This window comes from Rothia sp. P5766, from assembly GCF_048513555.1.
Lineage (GTDB): Bacteria > Actinomycetota > Actinomycetes > Actinomycetales > Micrococcaceae > Rothia.
In genome coordinates, this window is record NZ_JBLXXS010000003.1 from 80,930 (window position 1) to 103,457 (window position 22,528).

At 55.5% G+C, this 22,528-nt stretch carries 23 protein-coding genes and 1 tRNA gene; 18 read left to right on the forward strand and 6 right to left on the reverse strand.

The genetic code is table 11. The features are described from left to right. Positions 1 to 259 precede the first annotated feature (259 nt). The 9 genes from eno (at position 260) to ACN08V_RS02405 (ending at position 8,493) form a co-directional block, all read left to right on the forward strand. Positions 260 to 1,540: a phosphopyruvate hydratase gene (eno, locus tag ACN08V_RS02365; RefSeq protein ID WP_419104400.1), complete on the forward strand. Its 1,281-nt coding sequence runs from the start codon at positions 260 to 262 to the stop codon at positions 1,538 to 1,540. A gap of 227 nt (positions 1,541 to 1,767) precedes the next feature. Further along, a complete protein-coding gene (locus ACN08V_RS02370) occupies positions 1,768 to 2,388 on the forward strand; it encodes an FtsB family cell division protein (RefSeq protein ID WP_419104401.1) in 621 nt (206 codons plus the stop codon). A gap of 77 nt (positions 2,389 to 2,465) precedes the next feature. Beyond that, entirely contained in the window at positions 2,466 to 3,032 is a 567-nt protein-coding gene (locus ACN08V_RS02375; protein WP_419099917.1) for a DUF501 domain-containing protein, read from the forward strand. 54 nt (positions 3,033 to 3,086) lie between these two features. Then, positions 3,087 to 4,043: an exopolyphosphatase gene (locus tag ACN08V_RS02380; protein WP_419104402.1), complete on the forward strand. Its 957-nt coding sequence runs from the start codon at positions 3,087 to 3,089 to the stop codon at positions 4,041 to 4,043. An 8-nt stretch (positions 4,044 to 4,051) separates the two neighbouring features. Then, positions 4,052 to 5,428 carry a S8 family peptidase gene (locus ACN08V_RS02385; protein WP_419104403.1) on the forward strand — a complete coding sequence of 459 codons (1,377 nt, stop codon included), beginning with the start codon at positions 4,052 to 4,054 and terminating at the stop codon, positions 5,426 to 5,428. A gap of 175 nt (positions 5,429 to 5,603) precedes the next feature. After that, a complete protein-coding gene (locus tag ACN08V_RS02390; protein WP_419099914.1) occupies positions 5,604 to 6,989 on the forward strand; it encodes an NAD(P)/FAD-dependent oxidoreductase in 1,386 nt (461 codons plus the stop codon). Between the two features lie 73 nt (positions 6,990 to 7,062). Then, positions 7,063 to 7,139 (forward strand) — tRNA-Leu (locus ACN08V_RS02395). 106 nt (positions 7,140 to 7,245) lie between these two features. After that, positions 7,246 to 7,506, forward strand: a complete 261-nt coding sequence (locus ACN08V_RS02400; RefSeq protein WP_419104404.1) for a hypothetical protein — start codon at positions 7,246 to 7,248, stop codon at positions 7,504 to 7,506. Between the two features lie 420 nt (positions 7,507 to 7,926). Beyond that, the gene (locus ACN08V_RS02405; RefSeq protein WP_419104405.1) at positions 7,927 to 8,493 is read left to right on the forward strand and encodes a hypothetical protein; all 567 of its coding nucleotides are present in this window, start codon (positions 7,927 to 7,929) and stop codon (positions 8,491 to 8,493) included. 256 nt (positions 8,494 to 8,749) lie between these two features. Here ACN08V_RS02405 and ACN08V_RS02410 read toward each other — a convergent pair whose 3' ends face one another. Beyond that, positions 8,750 to 9,643 (reverse strand): hypothetical protein, encoded by an 894-nt coding sequence (locus tag ACN08V_RS02410; protein ID WP_419104406.1) that lies wholly within the window; start codon positions 9,641 to 9,643, stop codon positions 8,750 to 8,752. Positions 9,644 to 10,081: 438 nt separating this feature from the next. Here ACN08V_RS02410 and ACN08V_RS02415 point away from each other — a divergent pair, with 438 nt between their 5' ends. From ACN08V_RS02415 to ilvA, 4 genes are all read left to right on the forward strand, one after another. After that, a complete protein-coding gene (locus ACN08V_RS02415; RefSeq protein WP_419104407.1) occupies positions 10,082 to 10,984 on the forward strand; it encodes an HAD-IIB family hydrolase in 903 nt (300 codons plus the stop codon). A 116-nt stretch (positions 10,985 to 11,100) separates the two neighbouring features. Beyond that, entirely contained in the window at positions 11,101 to 11,946 is an 846-nt protein-coding gene (locus ACN08V_RS02420; protein WP_419104408.1) for a Bax inhibitor-1/YccA family membrane protein, read from the forward strand. A gap of 212 nt (positions 11,947 to 12,158) precedes the next feature. Beyond that, on the forward strand, positions 12,159 to 13,439 hold the full coding sequence (locus ACN08V_RS02425) for an AI-2E family transporter (RefSeq protein WP_419104409.1): 1,281 nt from the start codon (positions 12,159 to 12,161) through the stop codon (positions 13,437 to 13,439). 11 nt (positions 13,440 to 13,450) lie between these two features. After that, positions 13,451 to 14,707: a threonine ammonia-lyase gene (ilvA, locus tag ACN08V_RS02430; protein WP_419104410.1), complete on the forward strand. Its 1,257-nt coding sequence runs from the start codon at positions 13,451 to 13,453 to the stop codon at positions 14,705 to 14,707. A 124-nt stretch (positions 14,708 to 14,831) separates the two neighbouring features. Here ilvA and greA read toward each other — a convergent pair whose 3' ends face one another. Further along, positions 14,832 to 15,332, reverse strand: coding sequence for a transcription elongation factor GreA (greA, locus tag ACN08V_RS02435; RefSeq protein WP_419104411.1), 501 nt, complete (start codon positions 15,330 to 15,332; stop codon positions 14,832 to 14,834). Between the two features lie 155 nt (positions 15,333 to 15,487). Next, on the reverse strand, positions 15,488 to 15,925 hold the full coding sequence (locus ACN08V_RS02440) for a DUF4307 domain-containing protein (RefSeq protein WP_419104412.1): 438 nt from the start codon (positions 15,923 to 15,925) through the stop codon (positions 15,488 to 15,490). 114 nt (positions 15,926 to 16,039) lie between these two features. On the opposite strand from ACN08V_RS02440, the gene mca reads away from it, so the two are divergent. Beyond that, a complete protein-coding gene (gene mca / locus ACN08V_RS02445) occupies positions 16,040 to 17,002 on the forward strand; it encodes a mycothiol conjugate amidase Mca (RefSeq protein ID WP_419104413.1) in 963 nt (320 codons plus the stop codon). 23 nt (positions 17,003 to 17,025) lie between these two features. Beyond that, complete coding sequence (locus ACN08V_RS02450; RefSeq protein ID WP_419104414.1) at positions 17,026 to 17,439, forward strand: hypothetical protein; 414 nt, start codon at positions 17,026 to 17,028, stop codon at positions 17,437 to 17,439. Between the two features lie 106 nt (positions 17,440 to 17,545). Here ACN08V_RS02450 and trhA read toward each other — a convergent pair whose 3' ends face one another. Then, the gene (gene trhA, locus ACN08V_RS02455; protein WP_419104415.1) at positions 17,546 to 18,286 is read right to left on the reverse strand and encodes a PAQR family membrane homeostasis protein TrhA; all 741 of its coding nucleotides are present in this window, start codon (positions 18,284 to 18,286) and stop codon (positions 17,546 to 17,548) included. A gap of 161 nt (positions 18,287 to 18,447) precedes the next feature. On the opposite strand from trhA, the gene ACN08V_RS02460 reads away from it, so the two are divergent. From ACN08V_RS02460 to ACN08V_RS02470, 3 genes are read left to right on the forward strand one after another with little or no spacing between them, the layout of a single operon-like run. After that, complete coding sequence (locus ACN08V_RS02460) at positions 18,448 to 19,209, forward strand: isoprenyl transferase (RefSeq protein ID WP_419099901.1); 762 nt, start codon at positions 18,448 to 18,450, stop codon at positions 19,207 to 19,209. A 6-nt stretch (positions 19,210 to 19,215) separates the two neighbouring features. After that, complete coding sequence (locus ACN08V_RS02465; RefSeq protein ID WP_419104416.1) at positions 19,216 to 19,752, forward strand: prepilin peptidase; 537 nt, start codon at positions 19,216 to 19,218, stop codon at positions 19,750 to 19,752. 40 nt (positions 19,753 to 19,792) lie between these two features. Beyond that, the gene (locus ACN08V_RS02470) at positions 19,793 to 20,278 is read left to right on the forward strand and encodes an NUDIX hydrolase (protein WP_419099899.1); all 486 of its coding nucleotides are present in this window, start codon (positions 19,793 to 19,795) and stop codon (positions 20,276 to 20,278) included. A 62-nt stretch (positions 20,279 to 20,340) separates the two neighbouring features. On the opposite strand, the gene ACN08V_RS02475 is transcribed toward ACN08V_RS02470, so the two are convergent. Both ACN08V_RS02475 and ACN08V_RS02480 read right to left on the reverse strand, forming a co-directional pair. After that, positions 20,341 to 21,747: a class II fumarate hydratase gene (locus ACN08V_RS02475; RefSeq protein WP_419099898.1), complete on the reverse strand. Its 1,407-nt coding sequence runs from the start codon at positions 21,745 to 21,747 to the stop codon at positions 20,341 to 20,343. Positions 21,748 to 21,816: 69 nt separating this feature from the next. After that, positions 21,817 to 22,443 carry a carbonic anhydrase gene (locus tag ACN08V_RS02480; RefSeq protein ID WP_419099897.1) on the reverse strand — a complete coding sequence of 209 codons (627 nt, stop codon included), beginning with the start codon at positions 22,441 to 22,443 and terminating at the stop codon, positions 21,817 to 21,819. Positions 22,444 to 22,528: the final 85 nt, after the last annotated feature.

Below are 22,528 nucleotides of genomic sequence, written 5' to 3' on the forward strand. Positions count from 1 at the left end.
CTGAGCGGGTGAGTGTAGGGCACCTCTCCTGTAGGGGGACTCGGCAGCTCGGAGGCTCCGGTGTTGTGAGCCGTTGGCTCTGCTCCCACAAATCACAGACATGTTGAAGAAAAAGGTGGGAAATATTGAATTTCTGTGTGCTTATGTGGGTTTTTTGGTAGACTGGAAGCATAAACGCGTCTGGGCCGAGAGGCCTATTGAGCAATCAGCTTGACGCTATACAGCCATTCCACCTTTTTATCCTTCAAGGAGCATTTTCATGGCTTTGATTACCGCAGTACATGCCCGTCAGATTCTCGACTCACGCGGCAACCCCACAGTTGAAGTAGAGGTACTTCTGGAAGACGGCGCTTTTGGCCGCGCAGCAGTTCCCTCAGGCGCATCCACCGGTGAATGGGAGGCAGTTGAGCGTCGCGATGGCGACAAGGCTGTTTACCTGGGCAAGGGCGTTCTTGGCGCTGTATCTGCTGTGATTGATGAAATCGCTGAAGAGGTTATTGGTATTGATGCCACTGACCAGCGTGCTGTTGATGCAGCCATGATTGCCCTTGACGGCACCGATAACAAGGGCAAGCTGGGTGCAAACGCTATCCTTGGTGTCTCCATGGCTGTTGCTAAGGCCGCCGCTGAGTCCGCTGACTTGCCCCTCTTCAAGTACCTGGGCGGCCCCAACGCTCACCTTCTGCCCGTTCCTATGATGAACATCCTCAACGGTGGCTCACACGCTGACTCCAACGTTGATATCCAGGAATTCATGATTGCCCCCATCGGCTTCGACACCTACTCTGCTGCCCTGCAGGCTGGCGTTGAGGTTTACCACTCGCTCAAGGCTGTTCTGCACGATCGTGGCCTATCCACAGGTCTGGGCGACGAGGGTGGCTTTGCTCCCAACCTGGAGTCCAACGCGGCAGCTCTCGACCTGATCATTGAGGCTATCGAGAAGGCTGGCTACAAGCCCGGCGAGCAGATTGCGCTGGCTCTGGATGTCGCTTCTTCCGAGTTCTACAATGACGGCGCATACGACTTTGAAGGCCAGAAGAAGACCGCTACTGAAATGAGCGCCTACTACGCTGACCTGGTTGCCAAGTACCCCCTCGTTTCTATCGAGGATCCCCTGGATGAAAATGACTGGGAGGGCTACAAGACCCTCACCGCCGAAATCGGCGACAAGGTCCAGATTGTTGGCGATGACCTCTTTGTGACCAACCCCGAGCGTCTGGCCCAGGGCATCAACGGCGGTGCTGCTAACGCCCTGCTGGTCAAGGTAAACCAGATTGGTTCACTGACCGAGACCCTTGACGCTATGGCACTGGCTCAGCGCAGCGAGTACCGTTGCATGGTTTCACATCGTTCAGGTGAGACCGAGGACGTCACCATTGCTGACCTGGCTGTTGCAACCAACGCCGGCCAGATCAAGACCGGCGCTCCCGCACGTTCAGAGCGCGTTGCTAAGTACAACCAGCTCCTGCGTATCGAGGAAGAGCTCGGCGACCAGGCTGTTTATGCCGGTAAGAGCGCTTTCCCCCGCTTTGCCAAGTAAGTCTGTTTTATAGACTGACTGCGGTGCCCCGGTAGCTACCTACCGGGGCACTTCTTTATACTCGGTCACTGTTCAGCCTATGAGGGCATAGCTCTTACCTTTTGCCTTGGTGGGGTGGGTGGGGGAGCGGGTAGACTGGTAATCTTGACGGAAGAGAGCATGCGGGCTTCTGAATGAAGCCCTAGCAAAAGAGCGGCGGACCAACCCGCAGAATCAGGAAATACAGCATGGCACGGCAACAGGGGAACAAAAAGCCTAACCGCATTGCGGCTTTCTTCGGCTTTGGCCTGGGAAAACCGGCCGCCTCATCTGGTCGGGCTCAGCGAGCTAAACAGTCTGTGCCCTCTACCGGCTCTGAGCTCCCCGATAAGCCTGTTGCGGCGCACTCTTTCTCGGGTCACTTCATCACCTTCGCCTTGGTCCTGGTCATTATCGCGCTTTCGGTCTACAGCCCGCTTACATCCTTTATCAAACAGAACCAGGAGATTAAGGCCGCCAAGGACAATATCACTAGCTTGGAGGCTGAGAAGAAAGATTTACAGAACCAGGTTAACCTCTGGCAGGACGACAACTACGTCAAGCAGCAGGCTCGTAGCCGTCTCTTCTACGTGGAGCCGGGGGAGACCCCCTACTTGGTAGTCGGGCTGGATCCCACCAGCGAACTTGCCGATGACACCAGTGCCGCCGCCAAGACAGCACCCGAGGACTCCTGGACCACTAAATTGTGGGGTTCCTTCCAGCTCGCGGCTGAAGACCCCAATGCTCCTAAGTCTGAGAAGGCAAAGGGCCCTACCTCCACGGGATCTGCTACTCCAACAGAAACCCCTAGGAGTCCGACCGCTCCCTAGAATTTATCCGGGTACCCGGTGACGGGCCACCCACTAGACTAAACCGACAATGCCCACCGGCCACATCAAAGGACACCATGACCACACACAACCCCCAAGGCTTTGGCGTGACAGCCGAGACTCTTGCCCCCACCGACCTTGATATCCGGGTGCTTTCGGCACAGCTAGGCCGAAGCGTGCGTGATGTTGTGGAAATCCCTGCCCGCTGTGTGTGCGGGAATCCTCTGGTTGCGGCAACCGCACCCCGGCTGGCTAACGGCTCACCCTTCCCCACCGTTTTTTATTTGGCTCACCCCGTGATTACCGCCGCGGTCTCCCGTCTTGAGGCCGAGGGGGTCATGTATGAAATGACCGATGAGGTTACCGATAAGGTCGATAAAGCTGAGGCATACAGGGCGGCCCACGAGAACTACCTGGCTGAACGCGACCGTATCCGCTCCCTTGCCGGCCTCGATCAGGTACCTGAAATTGAGGGTGTTTCTGCCGGGGGTATGCCGACTCGCGTAAAGTGCCTGCATGCTGTTCTTGGGCATACCCTGGCGGTTGGGCGCGGTATCAACCCTTACGGGGACCAGACCCTAGATTTGATTGCTCAGTGGTGGACCCCTGACACCTGTCACTGCGACCCCACCTGGCGCGACTAAACCTCAGCCACCAGTAAGCCAACCCCCACCCCGAGACTATCTGAGGGAGAACCCATGCGCCTTGGAGCTATCGACTGCGGAACCAACTCAATCCGCCTCTTGATCGCTGAAGCCCAGCCCACCGACAACGGTATCCAGCTCAAAGACTTAGAGCGGCAGATGAAAATTGTGCGCTTGGGCAAGGGCGTGGATGCGACCGGCTGGCTGGCTAAGGAATCCCTGGAACGTACCTTCGCGGCAACCCGCGACTATGCGGCGCTCCTGAAAGAGTACGGGGTCAAGCAGGTGCGTTTTGCCGCGACCAGCGCCACCCGCGATGCCGGTAACCGCGATATTTTTACCCGCGGTATCCAGGACATTCTGGGGATTGAGCCCGAGGTAATAACCGGGACCGAAGAAGCTGAGCTGTCCTTTGCGGGTGCCCTGTCATCGGTAGGCAACACCGGTGAAACAACTCTGGTGGTTGACCTGGGCGGTGGCTCCACCGAGTTCGTTTTGGGTAATCAGAAGGGTGTTCTTGCGGCTCGTTCCGTTGATATCGGTTGCGTGCGGCTGACCGAGCGGCACATTAGCTCTGACCCGCCCAATGTCTCGCAGGTGGCTCGGGTTATTGCCGATACCGATAAAGCTCTTGCTACCGCCTTGGGTACTGTTGACCTTTCCGCTACCCAGCGCATTGTCGGTGTGGCCGGTACCGTGACAACGGTTGCGGCTCACGCCTTAGGCCTGGAGAGCTATGACCCTGCCCGTATCGACCGGGCTGATATCTGCATCAAGGACATCAGCAAGGCGGCTGCTGACATGGTGGCTATGACTAGCGCCCAGCGCTCTAAGCTGGGGTACATGCACGATGGGCGGGTCGATGTGATTCCCGCTGGCTCAGTGATTTGGGCGCGCATTGTAGAGCGAGTTTCGGCCATGACAGGGGGCGCCGTCACCAGTGCCCTGGCCTCTGAAAAGGATATTCTGGATGGCCTTGCCCTGTCAGTAGCATCTCGCGCGGGGCTCTAGAGGAACCAATGGCCCACCAGCGTTTGCGAAAAGGCCTAGCCCTGCTCTGCGCTACTTTTGTAGCCTGTAGCGGCACCCTGGGCCTAGCCCCCACCGCGCAGGCAGTAACTGCCAGCCCGAGCCTTTCAGCGGACCCTCAGGCTAGCCCCTCAGCATCGACATCTCCCCGGGGCGATTCTATTCGTAGCCGCGAGTACTGGCTGACCCAGTACGGTATCACCGGCTTGTGGAAGCAAACCACAGGCAAAGGAATCACTGTTGCCGTCATTGATACGGGCGTGGATGGAACCCACCAGGACCTCGTGAACAACGTCATTGATGGCTACGATGCCTCGGGCGTGAGCAGTTCTTCTAAGGGGTGGAAAGGCCTGGGCCTTGAGCCTGAGCACGGTACCCTGGTCGCTTCGATGATTGCTGGCCACGGCCACAGCGACGGCTCAACATCGGCTAACCCCGGTCAGCCGGGCAAACCTGCTGGCGTGATAGGGGTCGCACCCGATGCCACCATTCTGCCGATTTCTCTTGAACTGGGAACCAGCGTTGCCGGTAGCCCTTCCATCAACGAGCAGATACCTGATGCCGTCCGCTACGCGGTGGACAAGGGGGCCGACATTATCAACCTCTCCGTAGGGTCCAACGACACCTCGTGGCCGGAATCTTGGGATTCTGCCTTTGCTTACGCCGAAGAAAAAGGGGTTCTGATTATTGCTTCTGCGGGGAACCGGGGTGCTGGGATCACCCAGGTTGGGGCACCAGCGACCATGCCCGGTGTGCTCACCGTAGGTGGTGTTGATACCAACCGTCAGGATTCCTGGTCTTCTTCCTCCCAGGGTATCTCCATTGCCGTGTCCGCACCGAGTGAGTCAATGGTTGGTGCTATCCCGGGTAACAAGTACGCTACCTGGTCTGGAACCAGCGCCTCGGCACCGCTGGTGACCGGGTTGGCCGCCCTCATCATGGAGAAATACCCGGACCTCACCGCCCATCAGGTCATTGAACGGATTATCTCGTCGGCAGATGATGAGGGGGCACCCGGGAGAGATGTGCTCTACGGTTACGGCATTATCAACCCCGCCAAAGCCCTGGCAGCCGATACCCCGGATGATACCCAGACCAACCCCTTAGGCTCCATGAAGGACTGGATCAGGGTTCACCGAAAGAACGCGGCCAGTTCTACCGCTGATCCCAGCCCCAGCCAAACACCTCTGCACAAGGTGGGCGAGAGCATTAGCCCGCTTGCGGCCCCCGTTCCTTCCCGGCCAGTGGAAGACTCAGGGGTTCTACCCTTTATCGTGCTAGCTGCTTTCGCTTTCTGGCTAGGAATTATTACCCTGGGCAGTATTCATCAACTTACCGGGATCCTACGGCGTAACCGGCGACGCTAGGGGAGCGGAAGCAGAGAACCTAGCCCCGGTCTTATTCCCTGCAAGGCCCTTCAGACCGCTCTGCCCATCACATGCTGGGGAAAAAAACTATATTTATGCAGTTAAAAGTGGCAAGATAAGCATGGAGACTTTTTGCCGGAGTACCGGCAACACATCAACAGGAAGTTAAACACGAATGGCATTCAACAAGATTGCACAGGATCGCCCCCGCGTTCTCATTGTCGGCGGCGGCTACGTCGGTTTCACCGTGGCAAAGAAGATTCAGAAGGTTATCAAAGAATCCGGTGGTGTTGTCACCATCGTTGATCCCAACCCTTACATGACCTACCAGCCCTTCCTCCCCGAGGTTGCCGCTGGTTCCATGGAAGGCCGTAATGCGACCGTTCCGCTTCGTCAGCACTTGCGCGATTCAGAAATTATCGGTGGCCGCGTGCTGTCGATTAACCATGCCTCCAAGACCGCAACCATCGAACCCATCAACGCCGGTGAGCCTTTTGAGCTGACCTACGATGAAATCGTCCTGGGTGCCGGTGCTGTAACCCGTGCTTTCCCCATCCCCGGCCTGGCCGAGGTTGCTATTGGTATGAAGACCGTTGAAGAAGCTGTCTCTGTACGTAACTGGGTTCTGGAACGCATCGAAATCGCTTCGCTGACCACCGATGAGGACGAACGCCGTCGTGCACTTACCTTCGTCATCGTCGGCGGTGGCTTTGCCGGTGTGGAAACCATCTCTGAGCTCGAAGACATGGCCCGCGAGGCAGTTAACCGTAACGAGCGCCTGCGGGTTTCTGACCTGCGTTTTGTGATGGTCGAAGCGGCCCCCCGCATCATGCCCGAGGTCCCCGCAGACCGCGCCGAGAAAGTTGTTGCTGAACTGCGTGCCCGCGGCATCGAGGTTCTGCTGAACACCTCATTGTCCGATGCAACCGACGGCCACCTCAAGCTCATCAATATGGGCGATAAGTCACCCGCTGGTGAGCTCGACACCGACACCTTGATTTGGACTGCCGGTGTTGCTGCTTCCCCCATGCTCAAGGAAACTGACTTCCCCGTTGACGAGCGCGGCCGCGTTCGTGTTCAGGCTGACCTGCGTGTTGCTGGCGAGGACGGCGTGATTGAAGATGCTTGGGCCGCTGGCGATAATGCCGCTGTCCCCGATCTCTCCGGTGGCGGGGTTGGTGGCTTCTGCGTGCCTAACGCTCAGCACGCTTCACGCCAGGCTCTCAAGCTGGCAGAGAACCTGCTGGCTAAGCGCCGTGGCGAAGCCCTGACCGACTACTACCACGAGACTATTGGCGTTGTTGCCGGTCTAGGCCTGTGGAAGGGTGTTGCTAATATCAAGGGTAAGACCATCGGCGGTCCTCTGGCCTGGATTATGCACCGTGGCTACCACGGCCTGGCTATCCCCACTACTGAGCGTACCGCTCGTGTCATGACTACCTGGGCGCTCAACCAGGTCTTTGGCCGTGACACCTCATCAATCCGTCACCAGCGCTCACCCCGCCGGGCTTTCCAGCAGGCGACCGGTACCGCCCCCGAGAAGTCTAAGGCCAAGCTCTAAAGACTTTTCTGGTATAAATGTAGAGGCGAAGAATGTGCCAGCCCGGCTTAAGCGCCGAGCTGGCACCGCCCTAGCCCCCATAGCCCAATTGGCAGAGGCAGAGGACTTAAAATCCTTGTGTTCTGGGTTCGAGTCCCAGTGGGGGCACCACCTGCTAGGACGCTCCGTTTGGTTTGAAGCCCAACGGGGCGTTTTTCTTGTCTCCTGCAGCTATTGAGACTGAGACTGAGAGTGAACAGCGAAAAATAAAGAAAAGATGCTTTCGCGTCTGGGGTTCATAGTTTTGGCCCCCGCAGTTGTTTGGTATATAGATCTTTTGTTGATGGGAACCGAAACCCCTCTTCAGACCTTTGTCACGGTAGTTTCTCTTACTTCTCTTTTTGCCCTATCCTTCTTTCTGTTTGCCTTTGGGGAGAATGTAAAGATGGCTATTGTAAGCGCAGTATTGGCGGTCTTTGCTATACCGTTTGCTTTTCTAGTGGCCTCTGTTATTGGTGCCCAGCAGGGAATATATTGAATATATAGGAAGTAGCCGTGTAGGTAGATGCCCTGGATTTAGCTCCGGGGCATCTTCATTTGCCGCAGGAGTAAAGGATTCTCCTTGGGGTTCAAGGGAGGGGTCTTGTTGGGCGGGGCTGGTTATCCTTGGCGGTTGAATGTTTTTGCGTGAGGGTAGTTTTTTGGGGGCTGGCATCCTATCAATATGGACTGCTGATGAATTGCCTACCCGTGAAACCGCAACTCTTGAGGTAGCTGGTGTGTTGCTCGAACCGTTACCACCGCAGCGAAAATTGGTGACTACTTAGCAGGCGTTCTTCAAGAAATATTAGGATGCAGTGACGCCCTCACGGACAGTATCTCAACTATTCTCAACAGTGGAGGGATACAATCACAGATATCCCTCCACGTGTTTCTCAAATCAAGGGGAGCAGTGCTCATGACATCTAACCAGACATACGATCAGAATCACCCAGAATACGTTTCTTTGTCCGCAGCCTATCTAGGGCACCTGATGACTAGTGCTCTTCTGGCTTTCCTGGCAGGCCTTATCTACTGGTTACTCTCATTCCTCTTCCCTGCCCTTGATTTTGGGGGTCAAAGCCTCCTTGTCTTTATCAGTGCTGTGGTCCTTGGGGGTGAGCTGATTGTGGTGCTGTTGCAACGTCCCTTTATTATCAAGGCGTCTCACGGTGACCCGGGTGGATGGGGCTATGCTTTACCTGAGTTTCTAGTGCTCCCTTGTTTGGCGGGGGTGGGAGCATTTCTAATCTCTCACGAGGCAGTGGCTGGTCTTGTGTGTGCGCTTGTATTCTTTATTGTTTTCGGGGTTGTAGGTTTGTTGTTAAAGCCGTGGAAGCCAGGTTTGTCTCGTGCTGAGATTCGGGAAAGGTATGAGCAGACTAAAGATATGATTCAAGCAGACTGTGCGGATGAAAAATATCGTGATCTAGAGGTTGATTCTGCGCATCGGGATTTATTTAAGAAACGATATTACGATCTGTAAAAGGACTCGGGAGCTTTCTTCCGTGTCTTTTCATGTTCCCAAGCAGAACCTTGTCTATATATAGTTTTCCCCCGAGATGCCTATCAGCCTACTTTAGTCCCCGTGTTAACCCATTGGCTTACAACTCGGGAGGTAGCGGCCTTCTCAACCAATCGCCCTCCTCCGGGGTGTAGTTCAGCTCAAGCACATCCCCGAACAGCCCCTGGTGCCATGCCACAGGGGGTGCTATCAGCAAACAGTAAGGGATACTGCAATCTCAGAGCCGGTGACCTGATTTTAGCTCGGCTAGCTCTCCAGCCATTTGCGTCAGGTCGTTTTTGGCTCTGATGTCGTCCCTGACTTTAACAAGCTCTGGATAGTTATAGAAAAATGAAAGTTTTTGTGACTTGAGACTGTCGTCCTCTGGCCTATCCAAAACAACAAAATAAGCAAATGATTCTGCAAGATCCTCAACCGGATTCTCAGCAGCATACTCAGTGATGAAGTCATCGGGGCGCTGGTCAAAAGAACCCTGGTAAGAATCAATACGATTCGCACCTATGCCCGAATCTTTCTGGCTGATACTGGGATGGTCCTTCCAGAATTTATCGTAAAAAGCACTAAGGTAGGAGTCTTTTTTCAAGGTTCCCTCTTGAACGGCATGGGCAGTATCTTGATTCTCTTCTGAACTCATCTGTTGACTGTTCAGGGCAATAATGTGTGCCATTTCGTGGATGATAGTAACCGTACTGGAGGGTGTTAGCTGCTGGTTCTTATTTAGAGTGTCGTCCAGATCAACGGAGATAGTCCAGGTTGTCAGGTCCTCGTTGAGATTAACCGAGGCAAGAACCCCATCTTTACCGTCGGTCACTACCTCGTATGTGCTAATCATCGATAGGTACTGCGGGGGGATGATTTGTATGATTTTTTCCCAGATGATCTTGTCCTCTCGATCGACAGCACCGTCCTGTCCAACCAGGTTAGTAGAAGATATCTGACCGTCCTTGATTGCGTATTGGGCGTAAAGATCGGGCTCCTCCTGCCCCTCATCTTCTTGGACGACGTCCTGGCTGATGTGGCTGGGGGCAGGTTGCGCTTCAGGTTCATTATGGCAGGCGCTCAAGAGCATAGATGATGCGATAATCAGCGATGTTGCCAGGGTTCTTTTCACAGAAATTCCTTTGGGTTTTGAGCATTTCAAGCTTGTAGTGTCATGGAGCAGAAGGGTAATGGGATGCTTCAAGCTAGCTAAAATGTGGAGGAAGCAGTTAGAAGTACTGGCCTATGAATACCAAACTTGGACGGGCATCTTAAATCTAATGGGAGGGCGTCTGATGCCCTCTGAAAATCTTATTTCTGGTAATCCGGTGGCATCAAAACTTATATAAGTGTAGCCGCCTAGAGGGCCTAGATGGAAGTCCATCCTTGGTGATCAGGCTAAAGAGCCGGGGACGATCTCCCTGATCTTCTTTCTAGCAGGGCCTATATACTTGCTTTTGGCAGAATAAGGTCAAGCAGACATAGGGGCTCTGGCTGTGCTGTTTGTTCAAAAGCGCTCTGGTCCCCTGGTCAAGACAAGCCGCTAACCCGTGAGCGAGGAGAAAAACCTGTGGTGAATGACAAGGAAGCGAAAGCCCCCCACCTGTACGCTGTTGACCTTGATGGGACGCTGCTTGCAGAAGATAAAACCTATGACCATGCTCAGTTCGACCGGGTCATGGATCTGCTGGCGGAGCAAGGCTCCTACCTGGCTATTGCTACCGGCAACCAGATGCCCAAGATCCAGCAGTACATGGCTGGACATGAGCACCACTCCAACCTCTACTACATCGCTGAGAATGGTGCCATTATCCACAATCAGGGGAAGGACCTAGCGCTCTGGAGCTTTAGCCCGGAATTGGTTGAGCAGACGCTGAAGGCACTCCAAGCCCACCCCCAGTTCGGTCTTGTTATCTCCTGCCGAAACGGATCTTATGTCCCCCAGGAGCGGCTTGAGCCCATCGCAAGCCTGATCCTTGCCCAGATTAAGGCCAAGGGTATTCAGGTGCCAGACCTTGACGAGAGCAACCCGCTCAGTGCCCTGCGACTTTTCTACCCCAATGCTCAGCTTCTGACAGATCGGAGTCAGCTTGCTGATACCGTAGTGAAGTTGGCGCTGACAAGCTCCGGGCAAGAGGATGCTTATGAAACCCTGGCAATGCTTCAAGAAGCTCTACCTGAAGGCATCGTAGCGACCTCAAGCGGTTTTGGGGCTATTGACCTGATTCTTGAGGGCCATCACAAGGGGCACGGGCTAGAGTGGCTGGCTAACCACCTGGGGGTACCTGGGCAGCAGACAACGGCTTTTGGTGATAGCGGCAATGATCTTGAAATGTTCCGCTACGCGGGCCGGGCACTTGCAATGGCAAATAGCGATCCGGTTCTCTTAGACGAGGCCAGCCTGCAGATCGGCTCTCATAAGGAAGGCGCTGTCTTGAACTTTATTGAGGGGGAGCTGACCTCGGCAGGGTAGAACTGAGTTCCCTTATCACGCCCTGAGAAAAAAGGGCAGAAAAAAGATGTTCTATCAGCTAGGCTGGTGAACAAGATATTTACGTGAACTCAGTATCACAGCGAGGAGAACATAGCGTGGCTGGAAACCCACTCATTAACAACATGACTAAGCCTCAGGGGGATCCCCGCTTCGGGCAGTTCGGTGCCGGCGGAACCACCACCGCATCGAACCCTTATGGACAGCAGGCCCCCTACGGCCAGCCCGTATCTGCTGAGCAGCTCAACCAGATGTACACCGCGCCTGCCGCAACCCCAGTAGACACTAATCGTATTACCATCAACGACATCATCGTCAAGACCGGCCTCAACTTTGGTCTGGTCCTTGTGGCCGCAGTTATTGCCTGGCAGTTCCCCATTCTGATGTTTGTCGGTCTGGTTGGCGGTTTGGTTCTGGGCTTCGTCAACGCCCTCAAGAAGCAGGTTTCGCCTGCTCTGGTCATGACCTACTCGGTCATGGAAGGCTTCCTGGTCGGTGGCCTCTCACTCTTCTTCGAGGCTTCCTATCCTGGCATCGTTGTTCAGGCGGTTCTGGCAACCGTCATCGTCTTCGGGACCATTCTGGCGCTCTTCTCCTCTGGCAAAATTCGTGCCACTGCTAAGCTGACCCGCTTTTTCATGGTCGCAGCTATCTCTTACACCGTTTTCTGCCTGGTCAATCTTGTGACCTCGATGTTCTTTGATTTCAATGCTCGGAGCGTTGAAGTTATGGGTATTCCTCTGGGCCTGATTATCGGTCTTTTCGCTGTATTGCTGGCAACCTACTCCCTACTGCTTGATTTCACCCACGCAAGTGAAGCTATCAAGTCAGGTCTGCCCGAGCGCGAATCGTGGCGTATCGCTTTCGGCCTAGTGGTATCACTGGTCTGGCTTTACATCGAGATTCTTCGCGTAATTTACTACATTCGCTCCATGGCTGACTAAGGGTAAGACAACCAATATAGGGAAGGGCAGAAGCTGGGAAACCGGCTTCTGCCCTTCCTATCTCCAAGGGCCTGAGAGCAACCTAGAGCAGGGGCGCTCCTGAGCCTTCAAGCAGCTATTTGTACCCAGTGTGAGCGAGCTTAGTCACTCTCAGAGAAACGACATGGGTTAGTCGGTGCCACAGGTACTCAAAACATGGGAAGATGGACAGCATGAGTAACGACACCTCCCCATCATCTCGATCTAGCTCTGCTGTCAGTCAGCAGCTTCCCTTTGCCTTACGCATTGCTTCGGCATGGGCCTGGAGGCTGATGATTATAGCCATTGCAGCCGCAACCCTCTACTGGGCGCTAGCCAAAGTATCGCTCATCATTATTTCTGTGATGATTGCAGCTCTCTTGGCGGGATTAGTATCACCTGTGGTTTACTTCCTGCGCCGATACAGAGTTTCAAACGGGTTAGCAACAGCTATTACCGAAATTGGTCTGATCGCCCTGGTCATTGGGCTTCTAGCCATGGTGGGGCAACAACTAACCGTAGGTTTTTCGTCTCTCTCTGACCAAGTCATAGAGGGCTGGAACCAGCTCCTAGCCCTGCTTTACAACCTACCCATTGATCTGGGAGCAGATAAGGTCAATGAATATATCAGCCAGCTCCTAGCGACCTTGCAAAACAACACCTCGAGCATTCTTAGCGGAGTAGCCAGTGTCAGCTCTACTGCAGCCGATATTGGAACCGGTATGGTGATCGTCCTCTTTACGCTGATCTTCTTCCTCTTAGAGGGGGAAAAAATCTGGCTGTTTATCGTCAAGCTCTTTCCGCGCGAGGCCCGTCGGGCAGTCAACGGGGCCGGTCGCCAGGGCTGGAGATCCCTAGTGTCTTATGTGCGGGTGCAGGTTTTTGTAGCGGCTGTGGATGCGGTGGGAATCGGTCTCTCTGCTTTCTTCTTGGGCGTCCCGCTGGCAGTGCCCCTGGGCGTCTTGGTCTTCTTGGGTTCCTTTATCCCGGTTATCGGTGCCTTACTTACCGGAGCTATTGCAGTTTTGCTGGCCCTGGTAGCCAACGGCCCCGTTAATGCTCTGGTGATGCTACTTATGGTCCTGCTGGTCCAGCAGATTGAATCTAATATTCTCCAGCCTCTGGTCATGGGTAAGGCTGTGTCTCTGCACCCGCTGGCCGTGGTCATCGCGGTACTGGCAGGATCCATGCTTTACGGCGTCATTGGCGCTCTCTTCGCTGTACCCATCCTGGCAGTTACCAACACGGTGATTCGTTACCTTGCGGGACGAGAGTGGGAGAAAGACCCCTATATTCGAGAAAGCGAGTTCCTCTATCCTCACGAGCAAAAACGGTTAGAGCGAAAAGTTATTGCCGAAAAGGTCAAGGAACGCCTCAACCGTATTAAAGAAAAAGAAGGCGAGTTCAAGGCAGAAGAAGCTGCGACAGCTAGAGCAGATACAGGTCCCATGAATCACCAAGAAGCTACCAAATAAAGGGTACAGCCGTGCAAGATACCGCAGCTGAAAAGCTCCACGTAAGCATAGATAAGATCGAAGAAGCAACCCAACTACTCAAGGGTGTTATTGAACGCACCCCGGTTGCTCACTCCCGTGCCCTCAGTGAACAGATAGGTTCCGAGGTGTTTCTCAAATGTGAGAATCTACAACGATCGGGGTCCTTCAAGGTACGCGGTGCCTATGTGCGCATGGCTAAACTGACTCAGGCTGAAAAGGCCCTTGGAGTGGTCGCTGCCTCGGCTGGAAACCACGCCCAGGGCGTAGCCCTTGCAGCCTCTCGCCTGGGGATCTCTGCCCGAATCTACATGCCGCAGGGCGCTGCACTGCCCAAGGTTGCTGCTACCCGCAGCCACGGGGCAGAGGTTATCCTGCACGGCGTTAATGTTGATGAGGCGCTGGCTGAGGCCAAACGTTTCGCTGAGGAAACGGGTGCTGTTTTTGTTCATCCTTTCGATAATGAGGATATTATCGCGGGGCAGGGTACCTTGGGCCTTGAAATTCTGGAGCAGGTTCCTGATGTCGACACTATCCTGGTAGGTGTTGGCGGTGGTGGCCTGCTGGCTGGCCTGTCTATTGCTGTGCGTGAAAAAGAAAAACAGCTCGGCAAAAAGATTCGCATTATCGGCTTGCAGGCTGAACATGCTGCAGCCTACCCACCCTCACTAGCTGCCGATGCTCTGGTGCCCCTCAAAAAGGTATCGACTATCGCTGACGGTATTGCGGTAGGCCGGCCCGGTCAGCTTCCCTTCACCATCATTAAAACCCTGGTGGACGATGTTCATACGGTATCTGAGGACGAAATCGCCCGTGCCCTTATCTTCCTGATGGAACGCAACAAATTAGTTGTTGAGCCTGCCGGTTCTGTATCGGTTGCCGCTCTCATAAGCGGGAGCCTGAAAGAAAAATACGGTGACCTGGGCACTACCGTCTGTGTTCTTTCGGGCGGCAATATCGACCCCATGCTCATGCTTAAGGTGATTCAGCGAGGCCTGTCAGCCGCTGGGCGTTACATGACTATCAAGATGATGCTCAATGACCGCCCTGGTGAGCTCACCACTATCTCGCGCATCATTTCTGAGCGCGATGCCAATGTGACCGGTGTGGACCACACCCGTGTGGGCGGTGCCCTGTCGATGGGCGATGTGTCCATCACCATTGATATGGAGACCAAGGGCGCTGAGCACTGCAAAGAAGTAATTGCGGCACTAGAGGCCGCCGGCTATCAGCCGATTGTGGTCTACTAAGCCAAGGGTCAGACCCTGCCGTAGCCTGCAAGGACTGCAGAAGCAGCATAGATCCTCAAAAGCCCGGGTGCTTCCCTTCAAGAAGAGAAGCACCCGGGCTTTTATTTTGCCTCATGGCTGGCTACTATCCCTGGAAGGGTTTAGCGGAGACGATGGTAACAGGAATCTGCTTACCGTTCGGGGCCTCGTAGGAGAGCTCTTCACCAACCTTGTGCCCGTTGATGGCGGCGCCCATGGGGGACTTCTCAGAGAAGACCTGCAGGTCGCTACCATCGACCAGGGTATCAGCGACTTCGCGGGATCCCAGCAGGAAGGTCATAGTCTTGCCGCCGATCTTGGCTTCAACGACCATGCCGGGGGTGACAATGCCGTCATCGGCTGCAGGCTTATCTGACACCTGGGCATTTTCAAGCAGTTGCTGGAGCTGCTTGATGCGGCCCTCATTCTTACCCTGCTCTTCGCGAGCGGCGTGGTAGCCGCCGTTTTCCTTGAGGTCGCCCTCATCACGGGCCGCAGAGATACGGTCGATGATTTCCTGGCGGTAGGGTCCAGAGAGGTGCTCTAGCTCAGCCTTGAGCTTGTCGTAGGCTTCGGGAGTGAGCCAAGCGCCTTCGCGTTCTGTCATTATTACTCCTTGTAATCGGTGCGGTGTTAGATTCTCTTGCACCGGCTGAATCTGAGAAAGAGACAGAGCGATAGCCTGTACTCTTTCAAGGTTTTCGTGCCTAGTCTACCCATAGACGGTGGCCGCGCCTCAACTTGAGACGAGATAGCGGGCGGTTAGGGGGCTTTCCAGCAACTGTCAACGGTCGTGGTGGTAGCTTCGCCCAGTACCCGTAGCTGTACGGTTTGAACCGAAATGCCGTTGCCGTTCTGGTCCGTGTAGGGGCCCACTGCTACTTCTTTCCAACCTACGGGCGCGCCCGCTGAGTTGAGCGCTTTGACGGCGCAGATGGCGGTGTCCTCGGGGTGTTTGCTGACCTCAAAGGTTAGCTTGACCTCATCGGAACTAGTCAGGGTGAACCCCACATCACGGGCCGTTGGCTGGTCGTTGGCATCGAGCTGTACCCACAGAACGAAAGCCCCACCGATGACAGCCGCTATGAGGCTGAGCATGTACCAAAAGCCCTTGGGTAAGGGCTTTCGCTGGCGGGCTGTACCGTAGCGGTCTTGGAGCTTGGTGGCGGCCATGGCCGGGCCTTTCATACGGGGTAACATGGGGTGCTATCTTCGGGTTTCTGGCAGGTAGAATTGACCAGTGTGTTCGAGTGGGTAGCACTCCTTACGATACCCCAAACACCGGCCTGTCACCTTGCCTAAGAGAGTTATCGTATGACCGTAGCAGAAATATCTACCCCAGCCTATGACCCGGCCCTGGTGGCTCCCCTGAAGGATGATTACACCGGCCTGCGTATTCTGGCTGTCCACGCCCACCCTGACGATGAATCGTCAAAGGGAGCCGCAAGTATGGCAGCTTATGTAGCTCGTGGTGCCCGTGTGATGGTTGCATCGATGACCGGTGGCGAGCGCGGAGATATCCTGAACGCTGAGGTAGAGAGCGACCCTCTTGCTCACCGTGATTTGGCGGGTGTTCGCCGTGCTGAGATGAAGCAGGCCGCTGAGGTCTTAGGGATTGAGCACCGCTGGATTGGTTTTGTCGATTCAGGGCTTCCCCAAGGTGATCCCTTGCCCCCGCTTCCCTTTGGCTCTTTTGCCAGCCTGCCGCTGGAGCAGGCTGCGGCTCCTTTGATCCGGTTGGTAAGGGACTTCAAGCCCCACCTTATTCTCACCTATGACGAGATAGGTGGCTACCCGCACCCGGACCACATCATGACCCACCGGGTGTCGATGGAGGCTTTCCAGAAGGCGGGGGAGCCCGGTGCTTACCCCGGGACCGGTCAACCTTGGCAGGTTTCTAAGATTTACTATGACCGCGCTTTTAGCCTGGACCGTATGAAGGCTTTTAACAGCTATCTTGAGGCTGAGGGTCTTGAGTCTCCTTTTGCCCAGTGGATTGCAATGTCCTTGGAAGAGGACGCTGAGGGGCACCGGCCCCCGATATCCCGGCACCAGACTACTACCCGCATTAACTGTGCTGACTTTTTTGAAAAGCGTGATCAGGCTCTGCTGGCTCATCGTTCCCAGGTGGCGCCGGACTCCATATTTTTTGTGGTATCGCCCGAGATTCAGAAGAAGATTTGGCCTTTTGAGGACTATGTGCTGGCTCATTCCCGGGTGGGCACCGAGTTACCCGAAACCTGTTTTGCGGCTGGTATCGACTTCACTGCAAGCTAAGTGCCTTACCTAGCTGTCATCGCTTGGGGCAACCTGGGCGCGTAGAATGGTTTACGGTCCTACCGGCCGTGCCCGCTTTTAACCCCTCAACGGAGGACATCATCACCGTGTCAGCACTGACTCCCTTTATTCTCCTCGCCGCTGAGGCTACCCCCACCGTTATTACAACGGTGAACCCGGACGGTTCTTTTAGGGGCTCACCCGGCATTATTGGCTTTATCGTGACTTCTATTATGGCTCTTGCCATTATCTTGTTGGGTCTTGATTTGACGCGCCGTGCCCGGCGCCTGCGGTACCGCAGTGAGTACGCCATTGCGCGTGAAGCTGAGGAACGTGCTGCGGCGGAGGCAGCCGCTGCTGGGCAGCAGGGCCAGGTTGTTCCGACAGTTCGTGATGAGGCTGTTGTTGCTCAGGATCATCTGCGACGCCCGCACTAGAAAAACGGTCTGATAGCTTTACCGGTCCTGTGGGAGGCGGTATCCCATGCCGGGTGCCCGCCCCGTGCTATACCGGGGGATGCGTACAACTGGCTCCCTAGGCTAGCTAGTGCAATAGGCTGATAAGAACTGCAATGTAGTGCTGGATAAAACCCAGCACGGTGAATACATGGAAGAGCTCATGGAACCCAAACACCTGGGGCAGTAGGGCCGGTTTTTTGGTGGCGTAGAAGCCTGCCCCCACAATGTAGGTGAGCCCACCGGTAGCAATGAGGACGGTGGACGTGGGGGAGACCTGCCAGAAGTCACCCAGGAAGAAGACAGCGATCAGGCCCATGATGACGTAGATCGGGGTGTAGAGCCAGCGGGGTGCCCCCGTCCAAAAGATTCTGAAGAGGGATACTGAAAGCGCGCAGCCCCAGATAACCCAGAGCAGAACGGAGCGCTGGGTACCTGTCAGCAAGGTGAGAGCAATGGGGGTGTAGGTGCCCGCAATCAGGAGGGTGATATTTGCGTGGTCAAGCCGTTTGAGCACCATACGCGGGCCGGCGGACCAGTAGCCCCGGTGGTAGATTCCCGAGGCACCAAAGAGCAGGACCCCGGTGAATGCAAAAATTGCGCAGGCTACACCCAGGGTGCCACCGCCAGAGAGAAGAATCAGAATAATTCCGGCGACAAAGGCGATAGGGGTAAAGCCAGCGTGAATCCAACCGCGCAGGAGCGGTTTACCGTGGGTACGGTAGAAGTCCATGATTTCTTCTTGGACCTGGGTGACTTGAGGTTCTCGATACGTATTCTCTAATGCTTCGGTTCCACCGGTCTGGGGATTGCCAACATCTGAATCCATATACTCAGTATGGCAGGTTAAGCCGGCTTGGTTTGTTACCTGCCAGAAATAGAATGCGGATCTTCAAGCTAGGTTTGTACTGGTGGGGTCAGCCGATGTGCGACACAGGGTAGAATGAGCAGGGTAGAACTCACCATGCACCGTCTTTTCAGGAGCCTTACATGAAGTTACCGCAACCTCTTTATACGGTCTATGAGCGGTCGCTAACAGCAGGGATTCCTGGCTCAAAGCTACCCCAGCACATTGGTGTGCTGGTTGACGGCAACCGCCGCTGGGCAGCTCTCTTGGGGGAGAGTACCAAGCACGGTCATGAAGCAGGCGCCGCTCGCATCATTGAGTTTCTCGGCTGGTGTACCGAGCTTAAGATTCCTATGGTGACTCTCTACATGCTTTCTACCGAGAACTTAAAACGTAGCAGCGAAGAGCTTAATGATTTGGTAGAGGTCATCGAGGGGTTCGCGCAAAAACTTGCTGCCGCTCAAATTGCGCGGATTAAGGCTGTGGGCCGTCTCGATTCTCTCCCCGAGAGTCTACGTTCCACTCTTGAAGAGGGAGAGAACCAGACAGCCTCGCTGTGCGGGCTTCAGGTAAATATCGCCGTCGGGTACGGCGGTCGTCAGGAGATTACCGACGCGGTGCGGAGCCTGCTCCGTGAAGCAGCCGAGCAGGGTGCCAGCCTTGAAGAGCTTTCCGAGAAGGTCACCATTGAAGATATCTCCCGCCACCTGTATACCAGCGGCATGCCTGACCCGGACCTGCTGATCCGCACATCGGGGGAACAACGACTTTCCGGTTTTATGACCTGGCAGTCGGCTTACTCTGAGTTCTATTTCTGTGAGGCCCTATGGCCCGATTTCCGCAGGGTAGATTTCGTGCGGGCCCTGCGTGACTACGCCCAGCGTCAACGCCGTTTCGGCTCTTAATCGAATATGGCGCACGAGCTTTATCAGTTGCTAGCCCATGCTCTGGCAGGTAGCTGGCAGTCAGGCTTAGCGGCCCTCCTGATGGGGTGGGTGGCCGGTTACTACCTTCTCTGTGCCACTCGCCTGTGGATTATCGATGCGCGGGAGCACCGCCTGCCTGACCGGATTGTTCTGCCCATGTACGCGCTAGTCGGCCTGCCTCTACTGGGGGTTATCCTGCTGACAGCCCCCGATAGCTTTGAGACTGCCCGCCAGACTGCTTACTCCGGGGTGATCATGGGGGGCTTCTACTGGGTGATGCGCCTTGCTTCTGGCGGGGCCCTCGGCTTGGGCGACATCAAGCTTGCCGGTGTCTTGGGTCTGCTCCTGGGTTACTTCTCCCCGCTTAACCTGCTCTGGGGCAACCTGCTCATCTTCCTCCTGGGCGGCCTCTACTCCCTGGCACTGATACTCACTGGCAGAGCACAGGCCAGAACCCATATAGCCTTTGGCCCTTTCATGCTCTTAGGCACCACCATTGCCTTGCTATTCCCCGCTACCTAATGTGCCCCCCCGTCCCGGTCGCTCCCTGAAAGGAGACCCCATGCCTACCCCAGACTTCATCACCCAGCTCCGTAGCAAAGTCGGCCACGAGCTCCTGTGGCTATCGGGTGCTACCGCGGTTATCCAGCGTGAGAATGGCGATATCCTCCTGGTACGCCGCAGTGATAACGGTCAGTGGACTCCGGTGACCGGCATCGTTGACCCCGGGGAAAGCCCCGCCCTGACCTGCCTACGCGAAGCCCAGGAAGAGGCGAACGTGGTGATTGAGGTGGTTGCCCTGGGGCAGGTCAAAGCGGACCCGTCCATGACCTTTGGTAATGGGGATCGCTGCCAGTTTCTGGACCACACTTTCTATTGCCGCTATGTGTCAGGAGAAGCCACCGTCAACGACGAAGAATCAAGCGAGGTACGTTGGGTGCCGCTAGAAGACCTCACTCAGTTCTGTAGCCCGCGCATGTTAGACCGCATCGACGCGGCCCTCAAGCACCGTCAGGGCGCCCGCTTCGACCTTCTCTCCCACCCCTAAGACAGCCAAAGCCCCGGCCCATACAAGGGCGCCGGGGCTTTGCTCTTAGCTAGCGGGGGAGGTTAGAAACTACCCAGCATCTTGGTGACATCGAGTGCCTGATCGAGCTGTTCTTCGGTGACTTCACCGCGCTCAACGTAGCCCAGAGCAATCACGGCTTCGCGGACGGTAGTCTTATGGGCTACCGAGTACTTAGCGATCTTTGCAGCGGCTTCGTAACCAATGAGCTTGTTCATGGGGGTCACGGTGGAGGGCGAAGCCTCCGCCAGGAATCGAGCACGCTCTACATTTGCCTCAAGCCCGTCAATCATCTTATCGGCCATCACACGCGAGGTATTGGACAGCAGACGGATCGATTGGAGCAAATTAGCGGCCATGACTGGAATACCCACATTCAGCTCAAAAGCACCGTTGGTCGATGACAGGGCGATAGTGGTGTCATTACCGATGACCTGGGCGGCAACCATAATGGCCGCCTCACAGATAACGGGATTGACCTTACCAGGCATAATCGAGGAGCCGGGCTGAAGGTCGGGAATATGGATCTCACCCAGACCGGTATTGGGTCCCGAACCCATCCACCGAATATCGTTATTAATCTTCATGAAAGAGTAGGCGATATTGCGCAGCTGGCCAGAGGCCTCAACCAGACCGTCACGGTTGGCCTGAGCCTCAAAGTGGTTGCGTGCCTCGGTCAGGGGCAGGCCGGTTTCCTCAGCCAAGAGTTCAATCACACGCGCGGAGAAACCATCAGGTGTGTTAATGCCGGTACCGACAGCGGTGCCACCCAGGGGTACCTCAGCTACGCGGGGGAGTGAGGCATGGATACGCTCAATACCGTAACGTACCTGAGCTGCGTAACCGGAGAACTCCTGGCCTAGGGTCACGGGGGTAGCGTCCATCAGGTGAGTACGGCCGGACTTAACAACGTCCTTGAACTCAAGAGCCTTACGCTCGAGTGACTCAGCCAGGTACTCCAGCGCAGGGACCAGATCCTTGAGCAGAGCCTCGGTAGCTGCCAGGTGGACGGAGGTTGGGAAGACATCGTTGGAGGACTGAGAAGCGTTCACATGGTCGTTGGGGTGAACCTCAATATCGTTACCGGACAGGGCGCGGTTAGCCAGGGTGGCGAGTACCTCATTGGTGTTCATATTCGATGAGGTACCGGAGCCGGTCTGGAAAACATCGATGGGGAAGTGCTCATCGTAGGCACCCGAAGCTACCAGGTCAGCGGCGTCGCGGATAGCCTGGGCACGGGTAGAGTCAAGCACACCGAGCTCTTCATTGGCGCTCGCAGCTGCTTTCTTGATAAGAGCTAGAGCACGAATGTGGGCGGGCTCCAGAGTTTGACCTGAGATGGGGAAATTCTCAACGGCACGCTGGGTCTGGGCACGGTAGAGGGCGCTTTTGGGGACGCGAACCTCACCCATAGTGTCGTGTTCAATGCGGTATTCAGTGTTTTCAGTCATAGCTATAGCTTAGTACGTTTGCGTGATGCCTGTCGCATCCGAGTCGGAAGATGACAGCTGAGAAGACCACTAAATTGTGATGAGTGGGGAGGAGGAATAGACCAGGTCGGCTTTGCCATCAGCCAGATGGTAAAAAACCCCGATGACGGCAATACTGCCATCCTCGATACCTTCTCGGATAATCCCGGACTGTTCGGCAATACGGGCTGCTGTTTGGCGAGTGTGCTCAACTACCATGTCGCTGATACTGGCATTTTCCGGCAGTTCGGGGGAGATAACTGAGGGCAGGATTCCCTCTACCAGGTTGCGGATAAAGCCCGGTGGCATAGTCCCGGATTCGAGAGCCTGCCTGGTTGCCGTAATTGCACCGCAGGCATCGTGCCCCAGTACCATGATGAGATGAATGTTGAGTTCACCGGCTGCGTATTCTAAAGAACCTAGAACGGCATCATCGAGTACCTGCCCGGCAGTACGAACCACAAAAGCATCGCCCAGACCCAAATCGAAAATAATCTCAGCTGCCAGGCGGGAGTCCCCACAGCCGAAAATAGCGGCAAAGGGGTACTGCCCATCGACCAGTTCAGCCCTACGAGTAGCGTCTTGATTGGGGTGGGAGCGTGTACCCGCCACAAAACGGGCGTTGCCTTCTACCAGGCGTTCCCAAGCCTGGATGGGGGTTTCAATACTGGTGCTCATGCTGGGCTTCTTTCCGGCGATCAATCTGTTGAAGACTAACCTAGCAGGCAGTTTCCCGCTCCCGGCAGATGAACTGCCACTTATC

What these genes read in the sequence shown, in the direction of transcription:
- ACN08V_RS02390 (WP_419099914.1), top strand. Translation starts at nt 5,604, where the DNA reads ATGGCATTCAACAAGATTGCACAGGATCGCCCCCGCGTTCTCATTGTC.
- ACN08V_RS02405 (WP_419104405.1), top strand. Translation starts at nt 7,927, where the DNA reads ATGACATCTAACCAGACATACGATCAGAATCACCCAGAATACGTTTCT.
- ACN08V_RS02380 (WP_419104402.1), top strand. Translation starts at nt 3,087, where the DNA reads ATGCGCCTTGGAGCTATCGACTGCGGAACCAACTCAATCCGCCTCTTG.
- ACN08V_RS02400 (WP_419104404.1), top strand. Translation starts at nt 7,246, where the DNA reads ATGCTTTCGCGTCTGGGGTTCATAGTTTTGGCCCCCGCAGTTGTTTGG.
- ACN08V_RS02480 (WP_419099897.1), bottom strand. Translation starts at nt 22,443, where the DNA reads ATGAGCACCAGTATTGAAACCCCCATCCAGGCTTGGGAACGCCTGGTA.
- mca (WP_419104413.1), top strand. Translation starts at nt 16,040, where the DNA reads ATGACCGTAGCAGAAATATCTACCCCAGCCTATGACCCGGCCCTGGTG.
- ACN08V_RS02460 (WP_419099901.1), top strand. Translation starts at nt 18,448, where the DNA reads ATGAAGTTACCGCAACCTCTTTATACGGTCTATGAGCGGTCGCTAACA.
- ACN08V_RS02440 (WP_419104412.1), bottom strand. Translation starts at nt 15,925, where the DNA reads ATGTTACCCCGTATGAAAGGCCCGGCCATGGCCGCCACCAAGCTCCAA.
- ACN08V_RS02425 (WP_419104409.1), top strand. Translation starts at nt 12,159, where the DNA reads ATGAGTAACGACACCTCCCCATCATCTCGATCTAGCTCTGCTGTCAGT.
- ACN08V_RS02375 (WP_419099917.1), top strand. Translation starts at nt 2,466, where the DNA reads ATGACCACACACAACCCCCAAGGCTTTGGCGTGACAGCCGAGACTCTT.
- ACN08V_RS02370 (WP_419104401.1), top strand. Translation starts at nt 1,768, where the DNA reads ATGGCACGGCAACAGGGGAACAAAAAGCCTAACCGCATTGCGGCTTTC.
- trhA (WP_419104415.1), bottom strand. Translation starts at nt 18,286, where the DNA reads ATGGATTCAGATGTTGGCAATCCCCAGACCGGTGGAACCGAAGCATTA.
- greA (WP_419104411.1), bottom strand. Translation starts at nt 15,332, where the DNA reads ATGACAGAACGCGAAGGCGCTTGGCTCACTCCCGAAGCCTACGACAAG.
- ACN08V_RS02475 (WP_419099898.1), bottom strand. Translation starts at nt 21,747, where the DNA reads ATGACTGAAAACACTGAATACCGCATTGAACACGACACTATGGGTGAG.
- ACN08V_RS02470 (WP_419099899.1), top strand. Translation starts at nt 19,793, where the DNA reads ATGCCTACCCCAGACTTCATCACCCAGCTCCGTAGCAAAGTCGGCCAC.
- eno (WP_419104400.1), top strand. Translation starts at nt 260, where the DNA reads ATGGCTTTGATTACCGCAGTACATGCCCGTCAGATTCTCGACTCACGC.
- ACN08V_RS02465 (WP_419104416.1), top strand. Translation starts at nt 19,216, where the DNA reads ATGGCGCACGAGCTTTATCAGTTGCTAGCCCATGCTCTGGCAGGTAGC.
- ACN08V_RS02385 (WP_419104403.1), top strand. Translation starts at nt 4,052, where the DNA reads ATGGCCCACCAGCGTTTGCGAAAAGGCCTAGCCCTGCTCTGCGCTACT.